Consider the following 20,456-nt stretch of genomic DNA (forward strand, 5'->3'; position numbering starts at 1 on the left):
CAGTCGGCGGAGTTTATCCTCGGGCCGGCCTTTGGCCGGACCCGGGGCCGACAGCTCCCCCTTCAGGGGGAGCATCTCAAGGTGGGCCTGAGGGGGACGTTCTCAGCTGCCGCAACGCCCAACTGTCATCACCAACGCCCCCCACCGATCGCTCACGCGATCGCCTCCCCCAGAGGGGAAGGGTCCTTGCCCCCTCACCTCACCCGCACCCCGCCCGCACCAGCTCATAGCTCGCAAACCCCTGCTCCTTGCCGCCCGCCCCGCGCATGACGATGGACCAGCTCAGATGATCCCCCGCCCGCGCCCAGCGATTGACGAAGGCGGCCTCGCCATAGGGGTAGCCGACCTCGAAACCGTCCGCCGTCACCCTGCCCGCTCCCTGCGAGGCCCCGTCGCCGCCGAAGCTGTCGGCCCACAGGCCGACGATCGCGGCCGGCTCGCCGGCCTTGGTCGTGCGGCCGCCAAACAGGAGATGGGCGGCATAGGTGTCGGCGGGATCGGCCTTGGCCGCGCTTTCGGCCTCGACCAGCATCATCGCCCCGCCCACGATCGACTTGGCCGACAAGGCGATGGTCACGGGCTTGCCCATCACCGTGCCCTCGCCCTTCCAGCAGCCGGCCAGGGCCGCCACCTGCGCCGGCGGCGGCGTGGGCGGCGGATCCTCGGCCCGTGCGACGGCGGCGATCATCGACGCCGACAGCGCCAGAAGCGAAACCAGAACCCTCATCCCATCCCCCGATACGACGCCGGCCCCCGCCGGACGACCGCCCCTGGATCGCCGATTCCCGCCCCCGCTCGCCACAACGTTGATCGAGCGCTTGAACCGCGGCCGCCCACGCCCTTAAACGACGAGTTCCTTCCCGTGCTTACGAGTCCCGCCGCCATGGACGAAAAGACCCGCCTGATCCGCTCGGGCCTGCAGGCTCCGTCTCTGGCGCGGACCGTCAATCCGCCTATCCAGCGCGGCTCCACCGTGCTGCTCCCCAACGCCGCCTCGCTGTACGACGACAGCCAGCTGACCTACGGCATCACCGGCCTCTCCTCTCCCGCCGCCCTGCAGGCGGCCCTGGCCGAGCTGGAAGGCTCGCCGGACGTGACGCTCTATCCCTCGGGCCTCGCGGCGATCACCGGGGCGATGATGGCGGTGCTGAAGGCCGGCGACGACGTGCTGGTGGTCGACAGCGCCTACAAGCCCACCCGCCGGTTCTGCGACCGCTTCCTCACGCGGTTCGGCGTCACCACACGCTATTACGACCCCGCCCTCGACGCCGACGCCCTGCTGGCCCTGGCCCAGCCCAACACCCGGCTGATCCTGCTGGAAGCGCCCGGCTCGCTGACCTTCGAGATGCAGGACGTGCCGGCCATCGCCGCGGCCGCCAAGGCGCGCGGCATCCTCACCCTGATCGACAACACCTGGGGGGCGGGCCTGCTCTTCAAGCCGCTGGCCCACGGGGTGACCATCAGCGTCCAGGCCCTGACCAAATATGTCGGCGGCCACTCGGACTGCTTCATGGGCAGCGCCACGACCATGGACCCGGTGATCGGCGACGAGCTGGGCAACGCCATGTGGGATGTGGGCTGGTCGGTCTCGCCCGACGACGCCTACACCATGCTGCGCGGCCTGCGGACCCTGGCCACGCGCATGCCCCGCCACGAGCAGAACGGCCTAGCCGTCGCCCGCTGGCTGGAGCAGCGGCCCGAGGTGGCCCGCGTGCTGCACCCCGCCTTGCCCGACGACCCCGGCCACGCGATCTGGAAACGCGACTTCACCGGCGCCTGCGGCCTGTTCGGCGTGGTGCTCAAGCCCACGACCCAGCGCTCGGTGCACGCCTTCCTCGACGCCCTGACGCTGTTTGGCCTCGGCTTCTCGTGGGGCGGGTTCGAAAGCCTGGCGATCCACTGCGACCCGCAGTTGAAGAGCCGCTCGACGCCGGTGAACCTTGAGGGCCCGCTGCTGCGCCTACATATCGGCCTGGAAGATCCGATCGACCTGATCGCCGACCTGGAACGTGGCTTCCGGGCCCTGACGGCCGCCTGAACAGGGCGGCGACGGATACCCGCTCTGAAGCCAATCGTTTCCGCAACGCAACAGAGCGCCACATCCTCGCCGCAAGCGCGGCCAGATTATGCCCAAACGGCTGAATATGCGAAGTTATTCAGCAGTACATACGCGCGACCACGGCTCTGGAAACTTGACCGTGGTTATATTTCCTTCGCATCGCAACTGATTGTCGCCGTGAGGGTTCTTCGCGCGAAAGGACCCTTGATGGACATACGCCTCGCCGACCGGCTTCCGCCTTGCAACGTTTCCGATAAGGCGCCGCCGGCCGCCTGGCTCCCCGCCGAGTCCGCGATGGACATGCCTGTCCGCTCGCTGTCGGATCCGAACGTGGGCTGGCGCCGCCTGGCGCGCTCGCGGCAGCGTCGCCGACTGGGTCTGGGCGCCTTCACGATCCTGGCTTTCGCGTTCGGCCTGACGACGATGCTGGACGCCTTCACGGCCGGCGGCGTCACCCTGCTGGAATGGATCGACAACCTGCTGGTGGCCGTGCTGCTGGCCTGGACCGGCTTTTCCTGCGCCGCCGCCCTGGGGGGCTTCCAGCTGGCCCTGAACCCCGACAGCTGGGAGCGCCGGCTCGACGATCAGCCGCCGCACCTGCGCAGGAAGGTCGCCCTGCTGGCGCCGATCTATAACGAGGACGTCGCCGCCGTGTTCGCGCGGATCGAGGCCATGCGCGCCGATCTCGACCGCGAACGGCTGTCGTCGACCTTCGACGTCTTCGTGCTCAGCGACACCCGCGCCCCCGACATCGCCGAGGCCGAGCGCTTGGCGGTGATCGCCGCGCGTTCGGGCCCCTCGCCTACCCGCCTCTATTATCGCCGCCGCGAGCAGAACACCGACCGCAAGACCGGCAATCTGGCCGAATGGGTGCGCCGGTTCGGCGGCGCCTACGAATGCATGGCCGTGCTCGACGCCGACAGCCTGATCAGCGCCAAGTCGCTGCGCCGCATGGCGGGCGCGATGGAGGCCGATCCCACCCTCGGCGTCCTGCAGGCCGGCACCACGATCGTCGGCCGCACCACCCTGTTCGGCCGCGCCGAGCAGTTCGCCAGCTGGGTCTACGGCCCTCTCGCCACCTGGGCCCTGGCCTGGTGGAGCGGCGCCGAGGCCAACTATTTCGGCCACAACGCCATGATCCGCACCAAGGCCTTCGCCGAGTGCTGCGGCCTGCCGCACCTGCCCGGCAAGGCTCCGTTCGGGGGCGCGATCCTCAGCCACGACTTTGTCGAGGCCGCCCTGATGCGGCGCGGCGGCTGGGCCGTGCGCATGGCCCCCTCGCTGGACGACGTACATGAGGAGGCGCCGCCCACCCTGTCGGACATGCTGGTGCGCGACCGCCGCTGGAGCCAGGGCAACCTTCAGCACCTGGGCATTCTGGGCGTGAAGGGCCTGCACCCGGTCAGCCGCCTTCACCTGCTGCGCGGGGCCCTGGCCTATGCGCTGGCGCCGGTCTGGCTGCTGCTGGTGGTGCTAAGCGCCATGCTGGCGGCCTTCCCCGTCCTGGGCGGCGCGCGGGCCGAGCTCTTCCTGGTCGAGGGGGCCGCGGCCGCCTTCGCCGTCTCGCTGGGCTTCCTGTTCGCACCCAAGCTGCTGGCCGTGATCCTGACCTGCAAGGAAGGCAAGGCCGAGGGCTTCGGCGGCGTCGGCCCGCTGCTGGCTTCGGTGGCGGTGGAAACCCTGCACTCGACCCTGACCGCGCCGGCCATCCTGTTCGGCCACGCCCGTTGCCTGGTCGACATCCTGGCGGGGCGCGACTCCGGGTGGGCGGCGCAGCGTCGTGAAGCGCAAGGAACGCTCTGGCGCGAGGCTCTCAAGCGCCATACGCCCGAGCTCGTGGCCGGCGGACTGCTGCTGGGCTGCGCCGCACTGGCGGGCCCGTCGCTGGGCGTCTGGATCCTGCCGGCCGCCATCGGCCTGATCATCGCGCCGGCCGCCTCGGTGCTGACCGGCAGCGCCCGCTGGGGCCTGGCCCTGCGCCGGCGCGGCCTGCTGATCGCGCCGTGCGAACTGTCGCCTTCGCGGCTCCTGCGCGAGGCCTATGGCCGGCCGGCCGGCCCGCAATTGCGGGTGCGAGAGGAAGACGAGAGCGCGGCGGCGATGGCGACGGCCTGAAACTCAGGCCCGCCGGGCAGCGGCGTCGATCTGCACCAACTCCGGAGTCCAGCGCAGGTCCTGCGCACGGCGAGCCACCGCGCCGACGACGATCAGGACCGGGCCTCCGGTTCCGCCCGCCAGCAGGCGCGGCAGGTCGTCGAGGCGTCCGCAGCGAAGGGCGGCGGCGGGATCACCGGCCCGTTCGACGACCAGGGCCGGCGTGCTGGGCGCGCGCCCGGCGGCGATCAGGCGTCGCCCCAGCTCGGCGGCCGCTTCGCCGCCCATATAGACCGCGACCGTGGCCTCGGGATCCGACGCGGCGGCCCAGTCCTCGATGACGTCGCCGCTGCCGACCCGGGCCGTGGTGAAGATCACCCGCCGGGCCTCGCCGCGATGGGTCAGCGGGAAATTGAACTGGGCGGCCGCGGCGCTGGCGGCGGTGACACCGGGCACGACCTCGACCGACACGCCATGCGCACGGAGAAACTCGGCCTCCTCGCCCACGCGACCGAACACCGACGGATCGCCGCCCTTCAGCCGCACGACGCGCAGGCCGCGACGCGCCAGGCGCAGCATCAGGCGGTTGATCGCCTCCTGCTTCATGCTGGGCCGGCCCGAGCGCTTGCCGGTGAGGATGCGCACGCAGCCGGCCGGCGCCAGGGCGATCGCCTCGTCCGAGACCAGGGCGTCGTAAAGCAGCGCCTGGGCGCTTTCCACCGCCCGGGCGGCCCGCAAAGTCATCAGGTCGACCGGGCCAGGACCGGCGCCGACCAGCAGAACGTCACCCAGAGCAGCGTCACGCATCGGCGGTCTCCTTGGCCTTGAGGGAAGCGGCGGCGGCGATCATCCGGGCGATCTCCGGACGGCACGAGCCGCAGTTGGTTCCAGCGCCGGTGGCCGCGCCGACCGCGTCGGCGGTGGCGGCCCCAGCGACGATGGCGGCGTCGACGGCCTTGGCGCCCACCTTCAGGCAGGCGCAGACCATCGGCCCCTTGTCGACCGGCGCACCGGGCGGGCGGCCGATCAGCAGGGCCGAGCGGGCCTCGGCGGTCAGGCTATCGAGCACGAACAGATCGGCCAGCCAGTCGCGCGGCGGCAGGCGGCCGGCGGCGGTGAAGAACAGGACCGCGACCAGCTTGCCGTTCTCGATCCAGGCCTCGCGGCGCGAACCGGCGCCGGCGTCTTCATAGACCGTGCTCTCGCCGACGAGACCCTTGGTCAGACGTTTGCGCAGGGCCTCGCGCTCGGCGGCGTCGCCCCGTCCGGCGAACTCGTGCAACTGAGCGGCGTCCTGCGGGATACGCCGCCAGACCAGATCCAGATTGGCAGGCGCGGCGATGATGTCGCGGGTCAGGAAAAAGCCCTTCCAGGTCTCGCGATAGGGCCGCGCCCGGGCCGGGGTGTGCTTGAACTCCGGCTGGCCGGAGGTGGGATCGAGGTTCGGCGCGATCAGGTGGTTGGACTTGCCCGACGGCGCGAAGGCGTCGGTCCAGTGCATCGGCATGAACAGGCCGCCCATGCGCTGGCGGTCGGTGACCTTGGCCAGGGCGACAGCCTCGCCGCGGGCGGTGGAGACGCGGGTCAGGGCGCCGTCCTTGATCCCGGCGGCTTCGGCGTCGCGCGGGTGGATCTCGACGAAGGGCTCGGGGGCATGCCGGCAGAGATCCGGGGCCAGGCCCGTACGAGTCATGGTGTGCCACTGGTCGCGAATGCGCCCGGTGTTCAGCGACATCGGGAAGGCGTCGCTGAGCGCGTCGGCCGGCCCCTTGGGGCGAACCGGAACCATGCGGGCGCGGCCGTCAGGCATCTGGAAGCGGCCGTCGACGAAGAGGCGCGGCGTGCCCTGCCCCGGGGTCCGCACCGGCCACTGGATCGGGGTCATGGCCGAATAGTCGTCGGGCGTCATGGCCGAAAGACCCGAAAGGTCGAGCAGGCGCGAGCCCTGGTTCTCGTAGGCCGTCAGGCGGGCCCACTCTCGGAAGATCGAGGCCTGGGACGGCCAGCCGAACCCGTCGAAGCCCATGCCCTGGGCGACGTCGGCCATGATCCGCCAGTCGGCGCGGGCCTGGCCGGGGGCCGTAAACAGCGCTCGCTGGCGCGAGATCCGGCGCTCGGAATTGGTGACCGTGCCGTCCTTCTCGGCCCAGGCCAGGGCCGGCAGCTTCACGTGGGCATAGGCCGTGGTGTCGGTCTCGACGCAGTCGGAGACGACGACGAAGGGGCAGGCCTCCAGCGCCTCGCGCACCGCGCCGGCGTTCGGCAGGCTGACGGCCGGGTTGGTGGCCATCACCCAGATCGCCTTGATCTTGCCCGCACGCACCGCCTCGAACATCTCGACGGCCTTGAGGCCCGGCGCGCGGGCGGTGTGCGGCGCGCCCCAGAAGCGGGCGACGCGGTCTCGGTCCTCGGGCGCGAAGTCCATGTGGCCGGCCAGGGTGTTGGCCATGCCGCCAGTCTCGCGGCCGCCCATGGCGTTGGGCTGGCCGGTGATCGAGAACGGGCAGCTTCCCGGCTTGCCGATGCGGCCCGTGGCCAGGTGGACGTTGAGGATCGCCAGTCCCTTTGCCACGCCCTGGGCCGACTGGTTCGAGCCCATCGAGAACAGGCTGACGGTCTTCGGGTGACCGGCGAACAGGTCGTAGAAGGCCAGCAGGTCTTCGAGCACGATCCCGCAGTCGGCGGCGACGGCGACGGGTGACTGGTCGTCCTGCGCCAGCGCTTCGCGCACGGCGTCGATCCCGTTCACGTGCTCGGCGACGTAGTCGAGATCGAGCAGGCGCCGACGGTCCATCTCGGCGAGCAGGCCATTCCACAACCGCACGTCGGACTGGGGCGCGATGGCCAGGTGCAGGTCGGCGCCCTCGGCGGTGTCGGTGCGGCGCGGGTCGATGACCACGTGCTTCTGGCCGCGGGCCTTGGCGGCTTCCAGGCGGCGGAACAGGATCGGGTGGGTCCAGGCGGCGTTGTGGCCGGCGAAGACCACGAGGTCCGCTTCGTCGAGATCCTCGTAGCAGCCGGGCACCAGATCGGCGCCGAAGGCCTGCTTGTGGGCGGCGACGGCCGAGGCCATGCAGAGACGGCTGTTGGTGTCGATATTGCCCGAGCCGATGAAGCCCTTCATCAGCTTGTTGGCGACGTAGTAATCCTCGGTCAGCAGCTGGCCCGAGACGTAGAAGGCGACGCTGTCGCGGCCGTGCCGGGCGATGGTGTCGCGAAAGCGCTTGGCCACCAGCGCGGTGGCCTCGCCCCAGGTCGCGACCCGGCCGTTGATCGTGGGCTCCAGCAGGCGGCCTTGCAGGCCGACGGTGGCGCCAAGGGCAGAGCCCTTGGAGCACAGCCGGCCCTTGTTGGCCGGGTGGACAGGATCGCCGGACACCGCCAGCACTCTGCCCTCACCCGCCGCTCCCGAGACGCCGCAACCGACGCCGCAGTAGGGGCAGGTGGTCCGAACCGTCGCGATGGCGCCGGAACCGTCGGCCATGGCGTCAGCCCGCCATCACCGGCTGGGCCAGCAGGACGCGGCCGTCCTGTACCCGCACCGGCACCACCGGCGTGCAGCCCTTGCCGGCGTCGGCGCCGGTGGGCTGGCCGGTCTTCAGGTCGATGACCCAGCTGTGCAGGGGGCAGGTCACGCCGTGGCCGTGGACTATGCCTTGGCTTAAGGGTCCGTGCTTGTGCGGACAGCGGTCGACCAGAGCGAAGACCTGGCCGTCGCCGGTGCGGAACACCGCCACGTCGCCCTGCGCCGTCGCCACCCGCCTCGAGCCGCGCTCGGGAATGTCGGTGACGGCGCCGACGTCGTGCCAGGCCGGATCGATGTCGAAAGTCTGGATCGTCATTCCGCAGCCATCCCCATCGGAAGCGTCGCCATCGGCTTGAATTCCCCGGCCTCGACGCCCTTGCTGGCGCGCTCGGCCCACGGATCGACCTGGGCGGTCTCCTGCGATTTCACGAAGCGGGCGAAGAGCGCCGCGCGGTTGTCGAGGTCCTCGACCGTAGCGGCATGGATCGTCTCAAGGCCGATCCGTGCCATCCACTTGTAGATCCGCTCCAGGTACCAGCCGCCCTCGCGGTACATCTGCATGACCGCCGAGATCAGCTGGATCGCCTCTTCCTCGGTGGCGACCTTGGTCAGCAGTTGCGTGCCCTGGATGTGCAGGCCCGCGGCGCCGCCGACATGGATCTCGTAGCCGCTGTCGACGCAGATCACGCCGATGTCCTTGCAGGTCGACTCCGCGCAGTTTCGCGGGCAGCCCGACACCGCCAGCTTGACCTTGGCCGGCGCCCAGGAGCCCCACATGAACTTCTCGAGCTTGATCCCAAGGCCCGTGGAGTCCTGGGTGCCGAACCGGCACCATTCCGAACCGACGCAGGTCTTCACCGTGCGCAGCCCCTTGGCGTAGGCGTGGCCGCTGACCATGCCCGCCGCGTTGAGGTCGGCCCACACCGCCGGCAGGTCGTCCTTCTGGACGCCCAGCAGGTCGATGCGCTGGCCGCCGGTCACCTTCACCGCCGGAATGGCGTACTTGTCGGCGACGTCGGCGATGGCGCGCAGTTCGTCGGGCGTGGTCATGCCGCCCCACATCCGCGGGACCACCGAATAGGTGCCGTCCTTCTGGATGTTGGCGTGGACGCGCTCGTTGATGAAACGCGACTGGCTGTCATCGACATACTCGCCGGGCCAGGCGCACAGCAGGTAGTAGTTCAGCGCCGGCCGGCACGAGGCGCAGCCGTCGGGCGTGCTCCATTCCATGGCCTGCATGACGGCAGGCATGGACTTCAGGTCCTGGGCCAGGATCGCCTCGCGCACCGCGCCGTGCGGGTGCGAGGTGCATTTGCACATCGGCTTGGGCCCGGTCTGGACCTTGAAGCCGTCGCCCAGCGTGGCCTTGATCACCTGCTCGACCAGCGGCGTGCACGAACCGCACGAGGCCGAGGCCTTGGTGACGGCCCGCACGTCGTCCAGCGTGGTCAGGCCCTGGGCGGTGATGGCCGAGGTGATCGCACCCTTGCAGACGCCGTTGCAGCCGCAGATCTCCTGCGTGTCGGGCATGGCCGCAACGGCCGCGCTAGGGTCCAGGCCGGACAGCCCCTCCGTGATCGCCTGGCCGAAGATGATGGTGTCGCGGATCTCGGCGACGTCGGTCCCGGCCTTCATCAGGTCGAAGTACCAGCCGCCGTCGGCCGCATCGCCGAACAGCACCGCGCCGGCGACCCGGCCGTCCTCGATGACCACGCGCTTGTAGACGCCACGGGCGGCGTCGCGGAACACGATGTCCTCGCAGCCCTCGCCGCCGGCGAACTTGCCGGCCGAGAACACGTCGACGCCCGAGACCTTCAGGCGGGTCGACAGGACTGAGCCCTGATAGGCGCCCTCGCCGTCGGTCAGTTCCTCGGCGAGCGCGCGGCACATGTCCCAGATGGGAGCGACCAGGCCGTAGCAATTGCCGCGGTGCTCGACGCATTCACCGACCGAGAACACCGCCGGATCGGAGGTGCGCATGGCGTCGTCGACGATGATGCCGCGGTTGACCTGCAGACCGCTCGCCTTCGCAAGGGTCGCGTTCGGCCGGATGCCGACCGCCATCACCAGGATCTCGCAAGGCAGGACGCGGCCGTCTTTCAGCTTCAGGCCCGTGACCTTGCCGTCCTCGCCGACAATCGCCTCGGAGTGAGCGCCGAGCACGGTCTCGACGCCGCGTTCCAGCAGGGCCTCGCGCAGCAGGTAGCCGGCGCTTTCGTCCAGTTGGCGCTCCATCAAGACGTCCATCAGGTGGACGACGGTGGCGCCCATGCCGCGTCGGGCCAGACCGTAGGCGGCTTCCAGGCCGAGCAGGCCGCCGCCGATGACCACGGCGCGGGCGCCGGGCTTGGCCGAGGCGGCGATCATCGCGTCGACGTCGTCGAGGTCGCGGAAGGTGACCACGCCCGACAGGTCGGCGCCCGGCAGCGGCAGACGGAACGGATCCGAGCCGGTGGCCAGGATCAGCTTGTCGTAGGCGACTTCCAGGCCGCCCTCGGCCAGCACCTTGCGGGCTTCGAGGTCGACTCCGGTGACCCAGCGGCCGGCGTGCAAGGCGATGCCGTTGTCGCGGTACCAGGCCTCGTCGTTGATGACGATGTCGTCGAAGGTCTTCTCGCCCGCCAGCACCGGCGACAGCATGATGCGGTTGTAGTTCACCCGCGGCTCGGCGCCGAAGATGGCGATTTCGTAGCGCTCGGGATCGCGCTTGAGGATTTCCTCGACCGCCCGGCAACCGGCCATGCCGTTGCCGATGACGACCAGCTTTTCCTTGGTCATGGTTCTAGCTCGTTGCGGTGAGAGGGATTAGACGCGGACGGGGGCGGCGTCGCCGTGCAGAGTCGGCCACACGGCGCGCCAGCGGGCCTTCAGGCCGTGCAGAGCCAGCAGGGCGAACAGCGCCAAGGCCGCGAAGCCGAGGAAGCCGACCTGGTAGTCGCCGGTCATCTTCTTGGCGAGGCCGAGGGTCGAGGCCAGGTAGAAGCCGCCGATGCCTCCGGTCATGCCGATCAGGCCGGTCATGACGCCGATCTCCTTGCGGAACCGCTGCGGCGCCAGCTGGAACACCGCGCCGTTGCCGGCGCCCAGGGCCAGCATCGAGAACATCAGCGCCGCCAGGGCGAACCAGGCCGTCGGCAGCTTGAAGCTGGCGACGGCGAGGCCCAGCGCCGCCAGCGCATAGACCACGCTGAGAGTGCGCACGCCGCCGTGACGGTCGGCCAGGGCGCCGCCGACCGGGCGGATGAACGAGCCGGCGAAGACGCAGGCGGCGGTGAAGAAGCCGGCGATCACCGGATCCAGGCCATACTCGGCGTTGAAGTAGATGGTCAGCGACGAAGCCAGGCCCACGAAGCCGCCGAAGGTGACGCCGTAGAGCAGCATCAGCCACCAGGCGTCCGGAACCTTCAGCACGTCGAGATACTCGGCCAGCTTCTTGGGCGCCGGCTGCTCGGGGGCGTCCTTGGCCAGCAGCATGTAGACGACGAAGGCGACGGCCAGCGGGATGGCGGCCAGGCCGATGACGTTCTGCCAGCCGAAGGTCTTGGCCAGCATCGGCGCGAACAGCGCGGCCAGGGCCGTGCCCGAGTTGCCAGCGCCGGCGATGCCCAGGGCCAGACCCTGATGCTCCTGCGGGTACCAGCGCGAGGCCAGCGGCAAGGCGACGGCGAACGAGGCGCCGGCCACGCCCAGGACGACGCCCAGCGCCAGAACCTGATGATAGTTGTGAATCCCCAGGGTCCAGGCCGCGGCCAGTCCCGTCAGCACGATCAGCTGCCCGATCATGCCGGTCTTCTTGGGTCCGATACGATCGACCAGGATGCCGTTGACCAGGCGCAGCAGGGCGCCGGCCAATACAGGAATGGCGACCATCAGACCCTTCTGGGCGGGATCGAGGCCGAAATCCTTGGCGATGGCCACGCCCAGCGGGCCCAGGATCACCCAGACCATGAACGACAGGTCGAAATAGAGGAACGCGGCGAACAGGGTCGGCGTATGGCCGGCCTTGAGGAAGTCACGAGAAATCATAATGCGCCTCGGAGTGTTGCGTGTCTGCGAGAGCGAGGCGTCGTCGCCTCGTCGGGTGACCGCATCCGAGCGGTCGTCTCTGGCAGCCACGGACGCCGTTGTCCGAAGGCTTGAGCCCACTGAACATCGGTCCGGGGACGGATGTCACGGGCTGTATAGGGCCAGGCGCCCCGCAACATCCCTTGCGTACGGTTGCTCAGCAAAAAGGCGCCAGCGGCGCCCTTCAATTGTGCAGATGCGAAGTCGCGACGCGGCGGGAAAGCCGCTCAGACGCGGGCACGGCCGATCGAAAACGCGGCAGCGTAAGGCCCAGCACGCTCGGAATCAAAGGCAGGCCCGGCAAACAGCGGCGCCAGTTCGTCCGGGGCGTCAGCGAACACCTGGGCCGGGTCGAGCATCGGTCCGGCCGACAGTGCGGCGGCGCGGAACATGTCCGGGCGATACACGGCGTCGGCGGCCGCCTCGAGATCCGTGTCGGCCGGGACCTGGCCCCATCGCACCATCTGCGACAGGAACCACAGGGCGTGCTCCCGGCGGGGCACGCCGGCGGCGTCGCGATGGAAGACGATCTCGTCGGTCAGGGCGCGGACCAGGGCCTCGGGGGCGACGCCCACATGCTCGGGCCGCGCCAGCAAGGCGATCAGGTCTTCGCGATTGGCCGCATCGTCGGCCCAGGCCGAGGCGCGGATCAAGGCCCGCAGCGCCGCGCGCAGTTCGTCGGGATAGTGATGAGCCCAGGCCTCGGTGACGCCGAACACCTTGTCGGGACCGCCCGGCCAGAAGGCCGAGGCGGTGATGACGATCTCGCCCAGCCCCTCGCGCTCTGCCACTGCGTTCCACGGCGCGCCGACGCAGAAGCCGTCGATTTCGCCCGCACGCATCTGCTCGACCATGCGCGGCGGCGGGGTGACCACCAGACGCACGTCCTTGTCAGGGTCGATTCCGGCCTGCGCCAGCCAGTAGCGCAGTTCGTAATTGTGCATCGAATACGGGAAGACGACGGCGAAGGTCAGCGGCGCCGCGCCCTGCCCCGCCCTTTCGGCGATGACCTTGGCCAGAGCCTTGGCCGAAACCGGCTGGGCCGCCATGGCCTCGGGATCGGCGGCGCGCATAGCGTCGGCCAGCGGCTTGGAAACCGTGATGGCGCTGCCGTTGCGGTTCAGGGCCATGGGCGCGATCAGCGACGGGCCGACGTCCAGCGTCAGTCCGCCTGAAGCCCCGGCCGCGGCGGCCAGGGCCATGGGCGCCAGCATGTGAGCCCCGTCCAGGGCGCCGACGGCCACCTTGTCGCGAATGGTCGCCCACGAGGCCTCGCGGCTGAGCGAGACGTCGAGCCCCTCCTCGGCGAAAAAGCCCAGGGACTTGGCCACTACCAGCGGCGCGCAATCGGTCAGCGGGATGAAGCCCAGCTTCAAGTCGGCCAGGCCGCTCACGAGGCGTCTCCCTTCAGCACGCCGGCGAAGGCCAGCAGGTCGGCGGCCACCGCTCCGATCGGCTTGCCCCGGTCCATGGCCAGCTTACGCAGCAGGCGATAGGCGCCGTCTTCGTCGAGGCCGCGCTCCTTCATCAGGAGACCCTTGGCGCGCTCCACCGTCTTGCGGGCCTCAAGGTCGGCCTTCACCTTGGCGAGGTCCCCACGAAGCTGCTGGGTCAAGGCGAAGCGGCTCATGGCCACGTCGAGGATCGGACGGACCCGGGCCGGCGCCAGGCCGTCGACCACATAGGCGGCGACGCCGGCGCGCACGGCCTGCTCGGCCAGGCCCGGCTCGGAGCGATCGACGAACATCACGACGGGGCGCGGATTGGACTGGCTGGCCTCGCGCAGGCTTTCCAGCGTGTCGCGATCGGGACTCTCGGCGGCGATGACCACGACGTCGGGCGCGAACTCGACCGCCTCGCGCTCGTCGAAGCGCGCCGACCGGCGGACCTCCAGCGGATGCACGCCCTCGAGCCCCTCCGCCACCAGGGCGGCCCGGGCCGGATCCGGATCAATGACGAGAACGCGCATGCCCAACGCCCTAAGGACCATGGACGCCCCGGGGGAGCGTTTTGCGGCCATGGCCATGCTCGAACACAGTTCCGCTCAATCAGCGGGCGCCGCTGCATATTGCTAGAGCACCTGCAGGCCCAAGGCCCTGCGACCTAGCGCGGCGCCCCGCTAGTCGACCGCCAGGATGACGTCGGACGGAGCGATCACGGCATGCACCGACACGCCAGGCGCCAAGCCCGCGGCCACCGCGCTCGCGACCGTCGCGACCAGGGTCTTGCCCTCGGCCAGGCCGACCACGACCTCGCTGGCGGTCTCGCCGTCCTCCCGATCAAGGACCTGTCCCGCCAACGCATTGTCGTCGTCGGTCGGCGGCCCCACGGCAAGGCGCACGAAACTGGACTTGATCAGCGCCACCGCCGGCCCGCCAACGGCCAGGCCCAGTTCTTCGGCGCTGCGACGCGTGATGATCGAGGCGATCTCCACCCCCTCGCCAATGGCCAGGCGAACCTCGACCGTCACGCCGGAGGGCGTCAAGGCGACGACCGTCCCGCGCAGGGCGTTACGGGCGCTGGTGCGCAGGCCAAGGCTCCAGAACAGATCCTCGCCGGTCTCGGCGGCAAGGCCCGCCTCAAGCCGCGACAGGGCCGCCCCGACCTCGCGCTCCATGTCGCGAAAGGCCTTAACGACCGCATGGCCGCGCGGCGTAACCTGCGCCCCGCCGCCCGATCGCCCGCCGGCGCCGGCGGCGATCAGCGGCGCGTCGAACAGGTTGTTCAGCGCCTGTACGGCGTCCCAGGCGCCCTTGTAGGACAGATCCAGACGCTTGGCGGCGGCGCTGATCGAGCCAAGTTCGGTCACGGCCTCGACCAGGGCGATGCGCTCCAGGCCCACGCGGGCCAGGGCTCCGCGCCGCAGGATCAGGCTGGCGCTGAGATCGCCCGCTCCGCTCATCGATGTTCCTTTCGACTCCGTTCGATCGCTTGTCGCCCGAGGGCGCACGAAAAAACAGCCTGACAGCCCCCCAAAGCTCGTTATGTACTCGCTTTACATATCCATCCGATACGAGCCGCCGATGTCCCTCGCCCGTCGCCCCCTGATCGCCGCCGCCGTCGCCGCGGCGCTTTCGATGGTCGCCGGCGCGGCCTTCGCGGGCGAGACCAAGGTGGCAGTCGCCGCCAACTTCACCGAACCGGCCAAGGCCATCGCCGCCCAGTTCGAGAAGGCGACCGGCCACAAGGCGACGCTCAGCTTCGGCTCGTCGGGCCAGTTCTATGCCCAGATCGCCAACGGCGCGCCCTACGAGGTCTTCCTGTCGGCCGACGTCGAGCGCCCCCAGAAGGCCGAGACGGACGGCCTGGCCGTACCCGGCTCACGCTTCACCTACGCCACCGGGAGGCTCGTGCTTTGGAGCAAGACGCCGGGCCTGGTCGACGGCCAGGGCGCGGTGCTGGCCAAGGGCAAATTCGAGAAGCTGTCGATCGCCGACCCGAAGGCCGCGCCCTATGGCCTGGCGGCGGTCGAAACCCTGACCAGGCTGAAGCTCTATGACGGGCTCAAGCCCCGGATCGTCACCGGCTCGTCGATCACCCAGGCCTATCAGTACGTCCAGACCGGCGCCGCCGAGCTGGGCCTTGTGGCGCTGTCGCAGGTCGTCGACGACAAGGGCGGCTCGCGCTGGGTCGTGCCCAAGACCTATCACACGCCCATCGACCAGCAGGCCGTGCTGCTGAAGACCGGCTCGAACAGCGACGCGGCCGAGGCGTTCCTAGCCTTCCTGAAGGGCCGTGAGGCCAAGGCGATCATTCGCCGCTACGGCTACGAGGTGCGCTGACCGCCATGGTCGAGGCCGTCTGGCTGACCCTGAAGCTGGCGACGGTCACCACCGTCCTGCTGCTGCTGCTGGCCACGCCGCTGGCCTGGTGGCTGGCGCGCGGACGCTCGTCGCTGAAGCCGGTCGTCGGCGCCCTGGTCGCCCTGCCGATCGTGCTGCCGCCGACGGTGCTAGGCTTCTATCTGCTGATCGCGCTCGGTCCGGAAAGTCCCCTGATGGCGCTCTTCAGGCCGCTGGGGATCCGCACCCTGGCCTTCACCTTCGAGGGCCTGGTGATCGGCTCGCTGGTCTATTCCCTGCCGTTCGCCGTGCAGCCGCTGCGCAACGCGTTTCTGGCCATCGGCGACGAACCGCTGGAGGTCGCCGCGACCCTGGGCGCGGGCAAGGCCGACATCTTCACCCGCGTCGCCCTGCCCCTGGCCCTGCCCGGCTATGCGGTCGCCGCCCTGCTCGCCTTCGCCCACACCATCGGCGAGTTCGGCGTGGTGATGATGCTTGGCGGCGGCATCCCCGGCGAGACCCAGGTGCTGTCGACCGAAATCTATCGCCTGGTCGAGAGCCTGGAGTGGGACAAGGCCCACCAGTTGTCGGCCCTTCTGCTGGTGTTCGGCTTCCTGGCGGCCCTGACGCTGCTGCTCTTGGAAAAGCGGCGGAGCGCTCCGACCTGAACCGGCGTTTCCCCAAATGGAGCATGTGGGCTGGGCGGCCGCGCGGCCTGTGCTATTGACGCCCCTCGCCTCCGCTGGCGTCCATTTCGAGTTCCATCGCGCATGTCCGATCCCGCCGCTCCGCAAACCGGTCCCGACGACGCCGAAGACAAGGCCCCCGAGGTCGTTGCCGAGACCGCGCCGGAGGCTCCGTCGAGCACGGCCGACGAGCCGGTGAAGCCCAGGCGGGTTCCGATCTGGAAGCAGCGTCCCTGGCAGATCGGCGCCGGCGTCGTGGTGCTGGCCGTCGTGGCGGTCGTGACCTGGCTGCTGTGGTCGCTGCCGCTGGGCCGGGCGCTGGAGCCGGCCAACAATCCGACCATGGTGCTGCTGGCCTCGGACGGCTCGCCGATCGCCCGCCGCGGCTCGTACAAGGAGGCGCCGATCGAAGCCGCCAAGTTGCCGGCCTATGTGCCCGGCGCCTTCATCGCCATCGAAGACCGGCGCTTCTACAAGCACATGGGCATCGACCCGAAGGCGATCGCCCGGGCCCTGGGCGCCAACGCCAAGGCCGGCGGCGTCTCGGAGGGCGGCTCGACCATCACCCAGCAGCTGGCCAAGAACGCCTTCCTGAGCAGCGACCGCAATCTTCGCCGCAAGGCGCAGGAGGCCCTGATCGCGCTTTGGCTGGAGGCGCGGCTTTCCAAGGAAGAGATCCTGTCGCGCTATCTGTCGGCGGTCTATTTCGGCGAAGGCGCCTTCGGCCTGCGCGCCGCCGCCCGGCACTATTTCGACACGACGCCCGAGAAGCTTTCCGTCGGCCAGGCGGCCATGCTGGCCGGCATGGTCAAGGCCCCCTCGCGCCTGGCTCCCACCGAGAACTTCGAAGGCGCCCGCGAGCGCATGGACGTGGTGCTGGGCGCCATGGTCGAGACGCAGGTGATCACGCAGGCCCAGGCCGACCGGGCCAAGCGCGACATGCACCCGATCCCCGAGCGCGAGAAACTGCCGACCGGCTCGTACTTCGCCGACTGGGTGTTCCCGCAGGCCCGCGCCGCCTATGACGCCCGCTATGGCGAGACCATCGTCAAGACGACGCTGGACGCCAAGCTGCAGGCCAAGGCCGAGAAGATCCTCAACGACGCCATCGCCCGCGACGGCAAGGTGCTTAACGTGACGCAGGGCGCGCTGGTGGCCATGCGCACCGACGGCAGCGTCGTGGCCATGGTCGGCGGCCGTGATTACAAGACCAGCCAGTTCAACCGCGCCGACGCCGGTCGCCAGCCAGGCAGCGCCTTCAAGCTGTTCGTCTACCTGGCCGCCATCCGCCAGGGCATGACCCCGACCTCGCCGATCCTGGACGCGCCGGTCGACGTGCGCGGCTGGAGCCCGAAGAACCACGAGGGCAAGTACGCCGGCCGCGAAGTGCCGCTGATCACCGCCTTCGCCGGCTCGTCGAACGTGGCGGCCGTGCGCCTGGCCCAGCAGGTCGGCCGCAAGGCGATCGTCGACACCGCCCGCGACCTGGGCGTCACCGAGCCGATCCCCGACGACCTGACCCTGGCGCTGGGCACCGGCCCGATGAGCCTGGTGCAACTGACCGGCGCCTACGCCGCCATCGCCGCCGGCGAGACCCCCGTGACGCCGCACGGCCTGGCCGACTGGAAGGCCCCGAAGAAGGCCCGCGCCCTGTCGAAGAGCGAACTGGCCGGCATGCGCGACCTGCTGCGCTCGGCCGTCCATCGAGGCACCGGCGTCGAGGCCGCCATCCCCGGCGCCTTCGGCAAGACCGGCACGACGCAGGGCTACCGCGACGCGATCTTCGTCGGCTATGTCGGCGACCTCGTCATCGGCGTCTGGGTCGGCAACGACGACAACAGCGCCATGAACGGCGTGGTCGGCGGCGGCCTGCCGGCCAAGATCTGGAAGGCCTTCGCCCTGTCGGCCACCGGCGGCGCGCCCAAGCCCGTCGAAGACGACGCGCTCAGCGCGGCCGAGGACGCCAGCCTGGCCGAGCCGATCCTGGGACCGGACGGCCTGCCGTTGCCGCCCGAGGCCGCTCCGCCGGTCGAGGGCGAGGCGCCGGCCGATCCGACCGAGCCGGCGCCGGTGGTTCCGGCTCCGGCGGCGCCTCCCGCCCCGGCCCAGCCGGCCGAGCCGCGCGGTCCGACGAACCTTCCGTAACCCCAAACCGTCATCCCGGACGGCCGAAGGCCGATCCGGGACCCAGGGGGACTGGGCTTAGCCGTGGGTCTGACGCCCAGGCGGTCGCCATCGCATTGCGGCGGCCCCTGGGTCCCGGCTCTACGCGCTGCGCGCTTCGGCCGGGATGACGCGCTTTTAGGTCCAAATGAAAAGGGCGCCGGTGGAAGCCGGCGCCCTTCGTCCTTAAGAGCCTGAACCTCTAGTTCAAATCCAGCACCACCACCGACTTGGCCGGCAGGGTGGCCGTCAGGGTGTCGCCCTTGATGGTCGCGCCCTTGAACTCGGCCGGCTTGACCGCGTCGGGCTTGTCGAAGGTGTTGCGCGAGGCCATTTCGGGGCCCGTCAGCACCCGGCCCTTGGCGGTCTTGGCGGTCGAGCCCGAGAGCTTGACGGTGACCGTCGCCGACTTGTTGGGATCGAGGTTCACGAGCGCCACGTGCACGGCGCCGTCGGTTCCCTTGCCCGCCGAGGCGGTCACGGCCGGAACCGACGACTTGCCGACGACGTACTGCGGGGTGTCGATCTCGACCGGCAGCAGGGTCGCGCCCTGGAACGGCTTATAGAGGTCGAACACCCAGTAGGTGGGCGTCAGGACCATCTTGTCCTTGTCGGTCAGGATCATCGCCTGCAGCACGTTGACCATCTGGGCGATGGCGGCCAGGCGCACCCGGTCGGCGTGCTTGTGGAAGATGTTCAGGGTCGCTGCGGCCACCACGGCGTCACGCATGGTGTTCTGCTGGTAGAGGAAGCCCGGCTCGGTGCCCGGCTCGACGTCGTACCAGACGCCCCATTCGTCGACATAGAGGCCGACCTTCTTCTCGGGATCGTACTTGTCCATCACCGCGCTGTGCTTGGTGACCAGCTCTTCCATCTTCAGCGCCTGGACCATGGTGTCGCCCCAGCCCTGCTCGTCGAACACGGTGGCCGAACCCTTCTTGGTCCAGTTGCCGGTCGGGATGACGTAGTAGTGCAGGCTGAGCGCGTTCATGTTCTTGGCCGCGCCCTTCATCAGGACCTCGGTCCAGTTGTAGTCCTCGGCGTTGGGACCGGCGGCGACCTTCACGGGGCGATTGCCGCGCGGGGCGCGGACGAACTCGGCGAAGTTGCGATAGAGGTTGGTGTAGTGCTCGGCCGTCATCTGGCCGCCGCAGCCCCAGTTCTCGTTGCCGACGCCGAAGTAGTCGACCTTCCAGGGCTTATCGCGGCCGTTGGCGCGGCGCATGTTGGCGATCGAGGAATTGGTCGGCGAGGTCAGGTATTCGACCCATTCCGACATCTCCTGCGGCGTGCCGGTGCCGACGTTGCCGGCGACATAGGTCTTGGTGCCGATCAGTTCGGCGAAGTCCATGAACTCGTGGGTGCCGAAGGTGTTGGGCTCCTCGACGCCGCCCCACATGACGTTGACCTTGACGGGACGCTTGTCGCGCGGGCCGATGCCCTCGCGCCAGTGATAGTCGTCGGCGAAGCAGCCGCCCGGCCAGCGCACGACCGGCACCTTCAGGGCCTTCAGGGCGTCGACCACGTCCTTGCGGTAGCCCTTGACGTTGGGGATCTTGCTGTCCTCGCCGACCCAGACGCCTTCGTAGATGCCCCGGCCCAGGTGCTCGGCGAACTGGCCGTAGACTTCCGGCTGGATGACGGCGCCGGGCTGGTCGGCGCGGAGGGTCCCGCTGACCTTGGTCTGGGCCGCGGCGGCGCCGGCGAGCAGCAGGCTCGCGGCGATGCCGCCCATCAGGGCGTGCTTCAGCGTCTTGGCGTTCACGTCGTTCTCTCCCTCTACTCGCCGTGCGCGCGACGCCGGCTCGGACAGGCGCGCATTCCGGCACGAACGACGCGACGGAGGCCCCTTGTTATTTGTCTGAGTATACTTGCAGGCGAGGAGCGTCAATCGAGGCGGAGGCCTGGCGAAGGTCAGCAATATAAAGACATGGAGTGCGGTTTGGCGGGGTGGCTTTGTCGGATGATTGGGAGCGACAGCGTCCAGCGACGGCCCGTTCCTTGAGATGCTCCCCCTGAAGGGGGAGCTGTCGCCCCCGGGTCCGGCCAAAGGCCGGCCCGAGGATAAACTCCGCCGACTG

At 69.9% G+C, this 20,456-nt stretch carries 15 protein-coding genes; 5 read left to right on the forward strand and 10 right to left on the reverse strand.

The window, feature by feature from the left end; genetic code table 11:
• Positions 1-199 precede the first annotated feature (199 nt).
• Positions 200-727: a hypothetical protein gene (locus P7A99_RS24805; protein ID WP_277796379.1), complete on the reverse strand. Its 528-nt coding sequence runs from the start codon at positions 725-727 to the stop codon at positions 200-202.
• A 156-nt stretch (positions 728-883) separates the two neighbouring features.
• Here P7A99_RS24805 and metC point away from each other — a divergent pair, with 156 nt between their 5' ends.
• Both metC and mdoH read left to right on the forward strand, forming a co-directional pair.
• Entirely contained in the window at positions 884-2,038 is a 1,155-nt protein-coding gene (gene metC, locus P7A99_RS24810) for a cystathionine beta-lyase (RefSeq protein ID WP_277796392.1), read from the forward strand.
• Positions 2,039-2,266: 228 nt separating this feature from the next.
• Entirely contained in the window at positions 2,267-4,174 is a 1,908-nt protein-coding gene (mdoH, locus tag P7A99_RS24815; RefSeq protein WP_277796380.1) for a glucans biosynthesis glucosyltransferase MdoH, read from the forward strand.
• 3 nt (positions 4,175-4,177) lie between these two features.
• Here the strand turns inward: mdoH and cobA are convergent, their stop codons facing one another.
• The 8 genes from cobA to P7A99_RS24855 form a co-directional block, all read right to left on the reverse strand.
• Positions 4,178-4,960, reverse strand: a complete 783-nt coding sequence (gene cobA, locus P7A99_RS24820) for a uroporphyrinogen-III C-methyltransferase (protein ID WP_277796381.1) — start codon at positions 4,958-4,960, stop codon at positions 4,178-4,180.
• A complete protein-coding gene (locus P7A99_RS24825) occupies positions 4,953-7,637 on the reverse strand; it encodes a nitrate reductase (RefSeq protein ID WP_277796382.1) in 2,685 nt (894 codons plus the stop codon). The genes cobA and P7A99_RS24825 overlap by 8 nt, the downstream gene beginning before the upstream one ends.
• Positions 7,638-7,641: 4 nt before the next feature.
• Positions 7,642-7,995, reverse strand: coding sequence for a nitrite reductase small subunit NirD (nirD, locus tag P7A99_RS24830; RefSeq protein WP_277796383.1), 354 nt, complete (start codon positions 7,993-7,995; stop codon positions 7,642-7,644).
• Positions 7,992-10,457, reverse strand: coding sequence for a nitrite reductase large subunit NirB (nirB, locus tag P7A99_RS24835; protein WP_277796384.1), 2,466 nt, complete (start codon positions 10,455-10,457; stop codon positions 7,992-7,994). The genes nirD and nirB overlap by 4 nt, the downstream gene beginning before the upstream one ends.
• 27 nt (positions 10,458-10,484) lie before the next feature.
• Entirely contained in the window at positions 10,485-11,705 is a 1,221-nt protein-coding gene (locus P7A99_RS24840) for a nitrate/nitrite transporter (protein WP_277796385.1), read from the reverse strand.
• A gap of 266 nt (positions 11,706-11,971) precedes the next feature.
• Positions 11,972-13,138, reverse strand: coding sequence for a CmpA/NrtA family ABC transporter substrate-binding protein (locus P7A99_RS24845; protein WP_277796386.1), 1,167 nt, complete (start codon positions 13,136-13,138; stop codon positions 11,972-11,974).
• A complete protein-coding gene (locus tag P7A99_RS24850) occupies positions 13,135-13,713 on the reverse strand; it encodes an ANTAR domain-containing response regulator (protein ID WP_116489519.1) in 579 nt (192 codons plus the stop codon). The genes P7A99_RS24845 and P7A99_RS24850 overlap by 4 nt, the downstream gene beginning before the upstream one ends.
• A gap of 150 nt (positions 13,714-13,863) precedes the next feature.
• Positions 13,864-14,646 carry a TOBE domain-containing protein gene (locus tag P7A99_RS24855; protein ID WP_277796387.1) on the reverse strand — a complete coding sequence of 261 codons (783 nt, stop codon included), beginning with the start codon at positions 14,644-14,646 and terminating at the stop codon, positions 13,864-13,866.
• A gap of 121 nt (positions 14,647-14,767) precedes the next feature.
• On the opposite strand from P7A99_RS24855, the gene modA reads away from it, so the two are divergent.
• From modA to P7A99_RS24870, 3 genes are all read left to right on the forward strand, one after another.
• On the forward strand, positions 14,768-15,526 hold the full coding sequence (gene modA / locus P7A99_RS24860; RefSeq protein WP_277796388.1) for a molybdate ABC transporter substrate-binding protein: 759 nt from the start codon (positions 14,768-14,770) through the stop codon (positions 15,524-15,526).
• Positions 15,527-15,531: 5 nt separating this feature from the next.
• Entirely contained in the window at positions 15,532-16,194 is a 663-nt protein-coding gene (modB, locus tag P7A99_RS24865) for a molybdate ABC transporter permease subunit (protein WP_277796389.1), read from the forward strand.
• 102 nt (positions 16,195-16,296) lie between these two features.
• The gene (locus P7A99_RS24870) at positions 16,297-18,357 is read left to right on the forward strand and encodes a transglycosylase domain-containing protein (protein ID WP_277796390.1); all 2,061 of its coding nucleotides are present in this window, start codon (positions 16,297-16,299) and stop codon (positions 18,355-18,357) included.
• A gap of 220 nt (positions 18,358-18,577) precedes the next feature.
• Here the strand turns inward: P7A99_RS24870 and P7A99_RS24875 are convergent, their stop codons facing one another.
• Entirely contained in the window at positions 18,578-20,110 is a 1,533-nt protein-coding gene (locus tag P7A99_RS24875) for an alpha-N-arabinofuranosidase (protein WP_431307707.1), read from the reverse strand.
• Positions 20,111-20,456: the final 346 nt, after the last annotated feature.

Source organism: Caulobacter endophyticus (assembly GCF_029543245.1).
In the GTDB taxonomy this organism is placed as follows: Bacteria; Pseudomonadota; Alphaproteobacteria; order Caulobacterales; family Caulobacteraceae; genus Caulobacter; species Caulobacter endophyticus_A.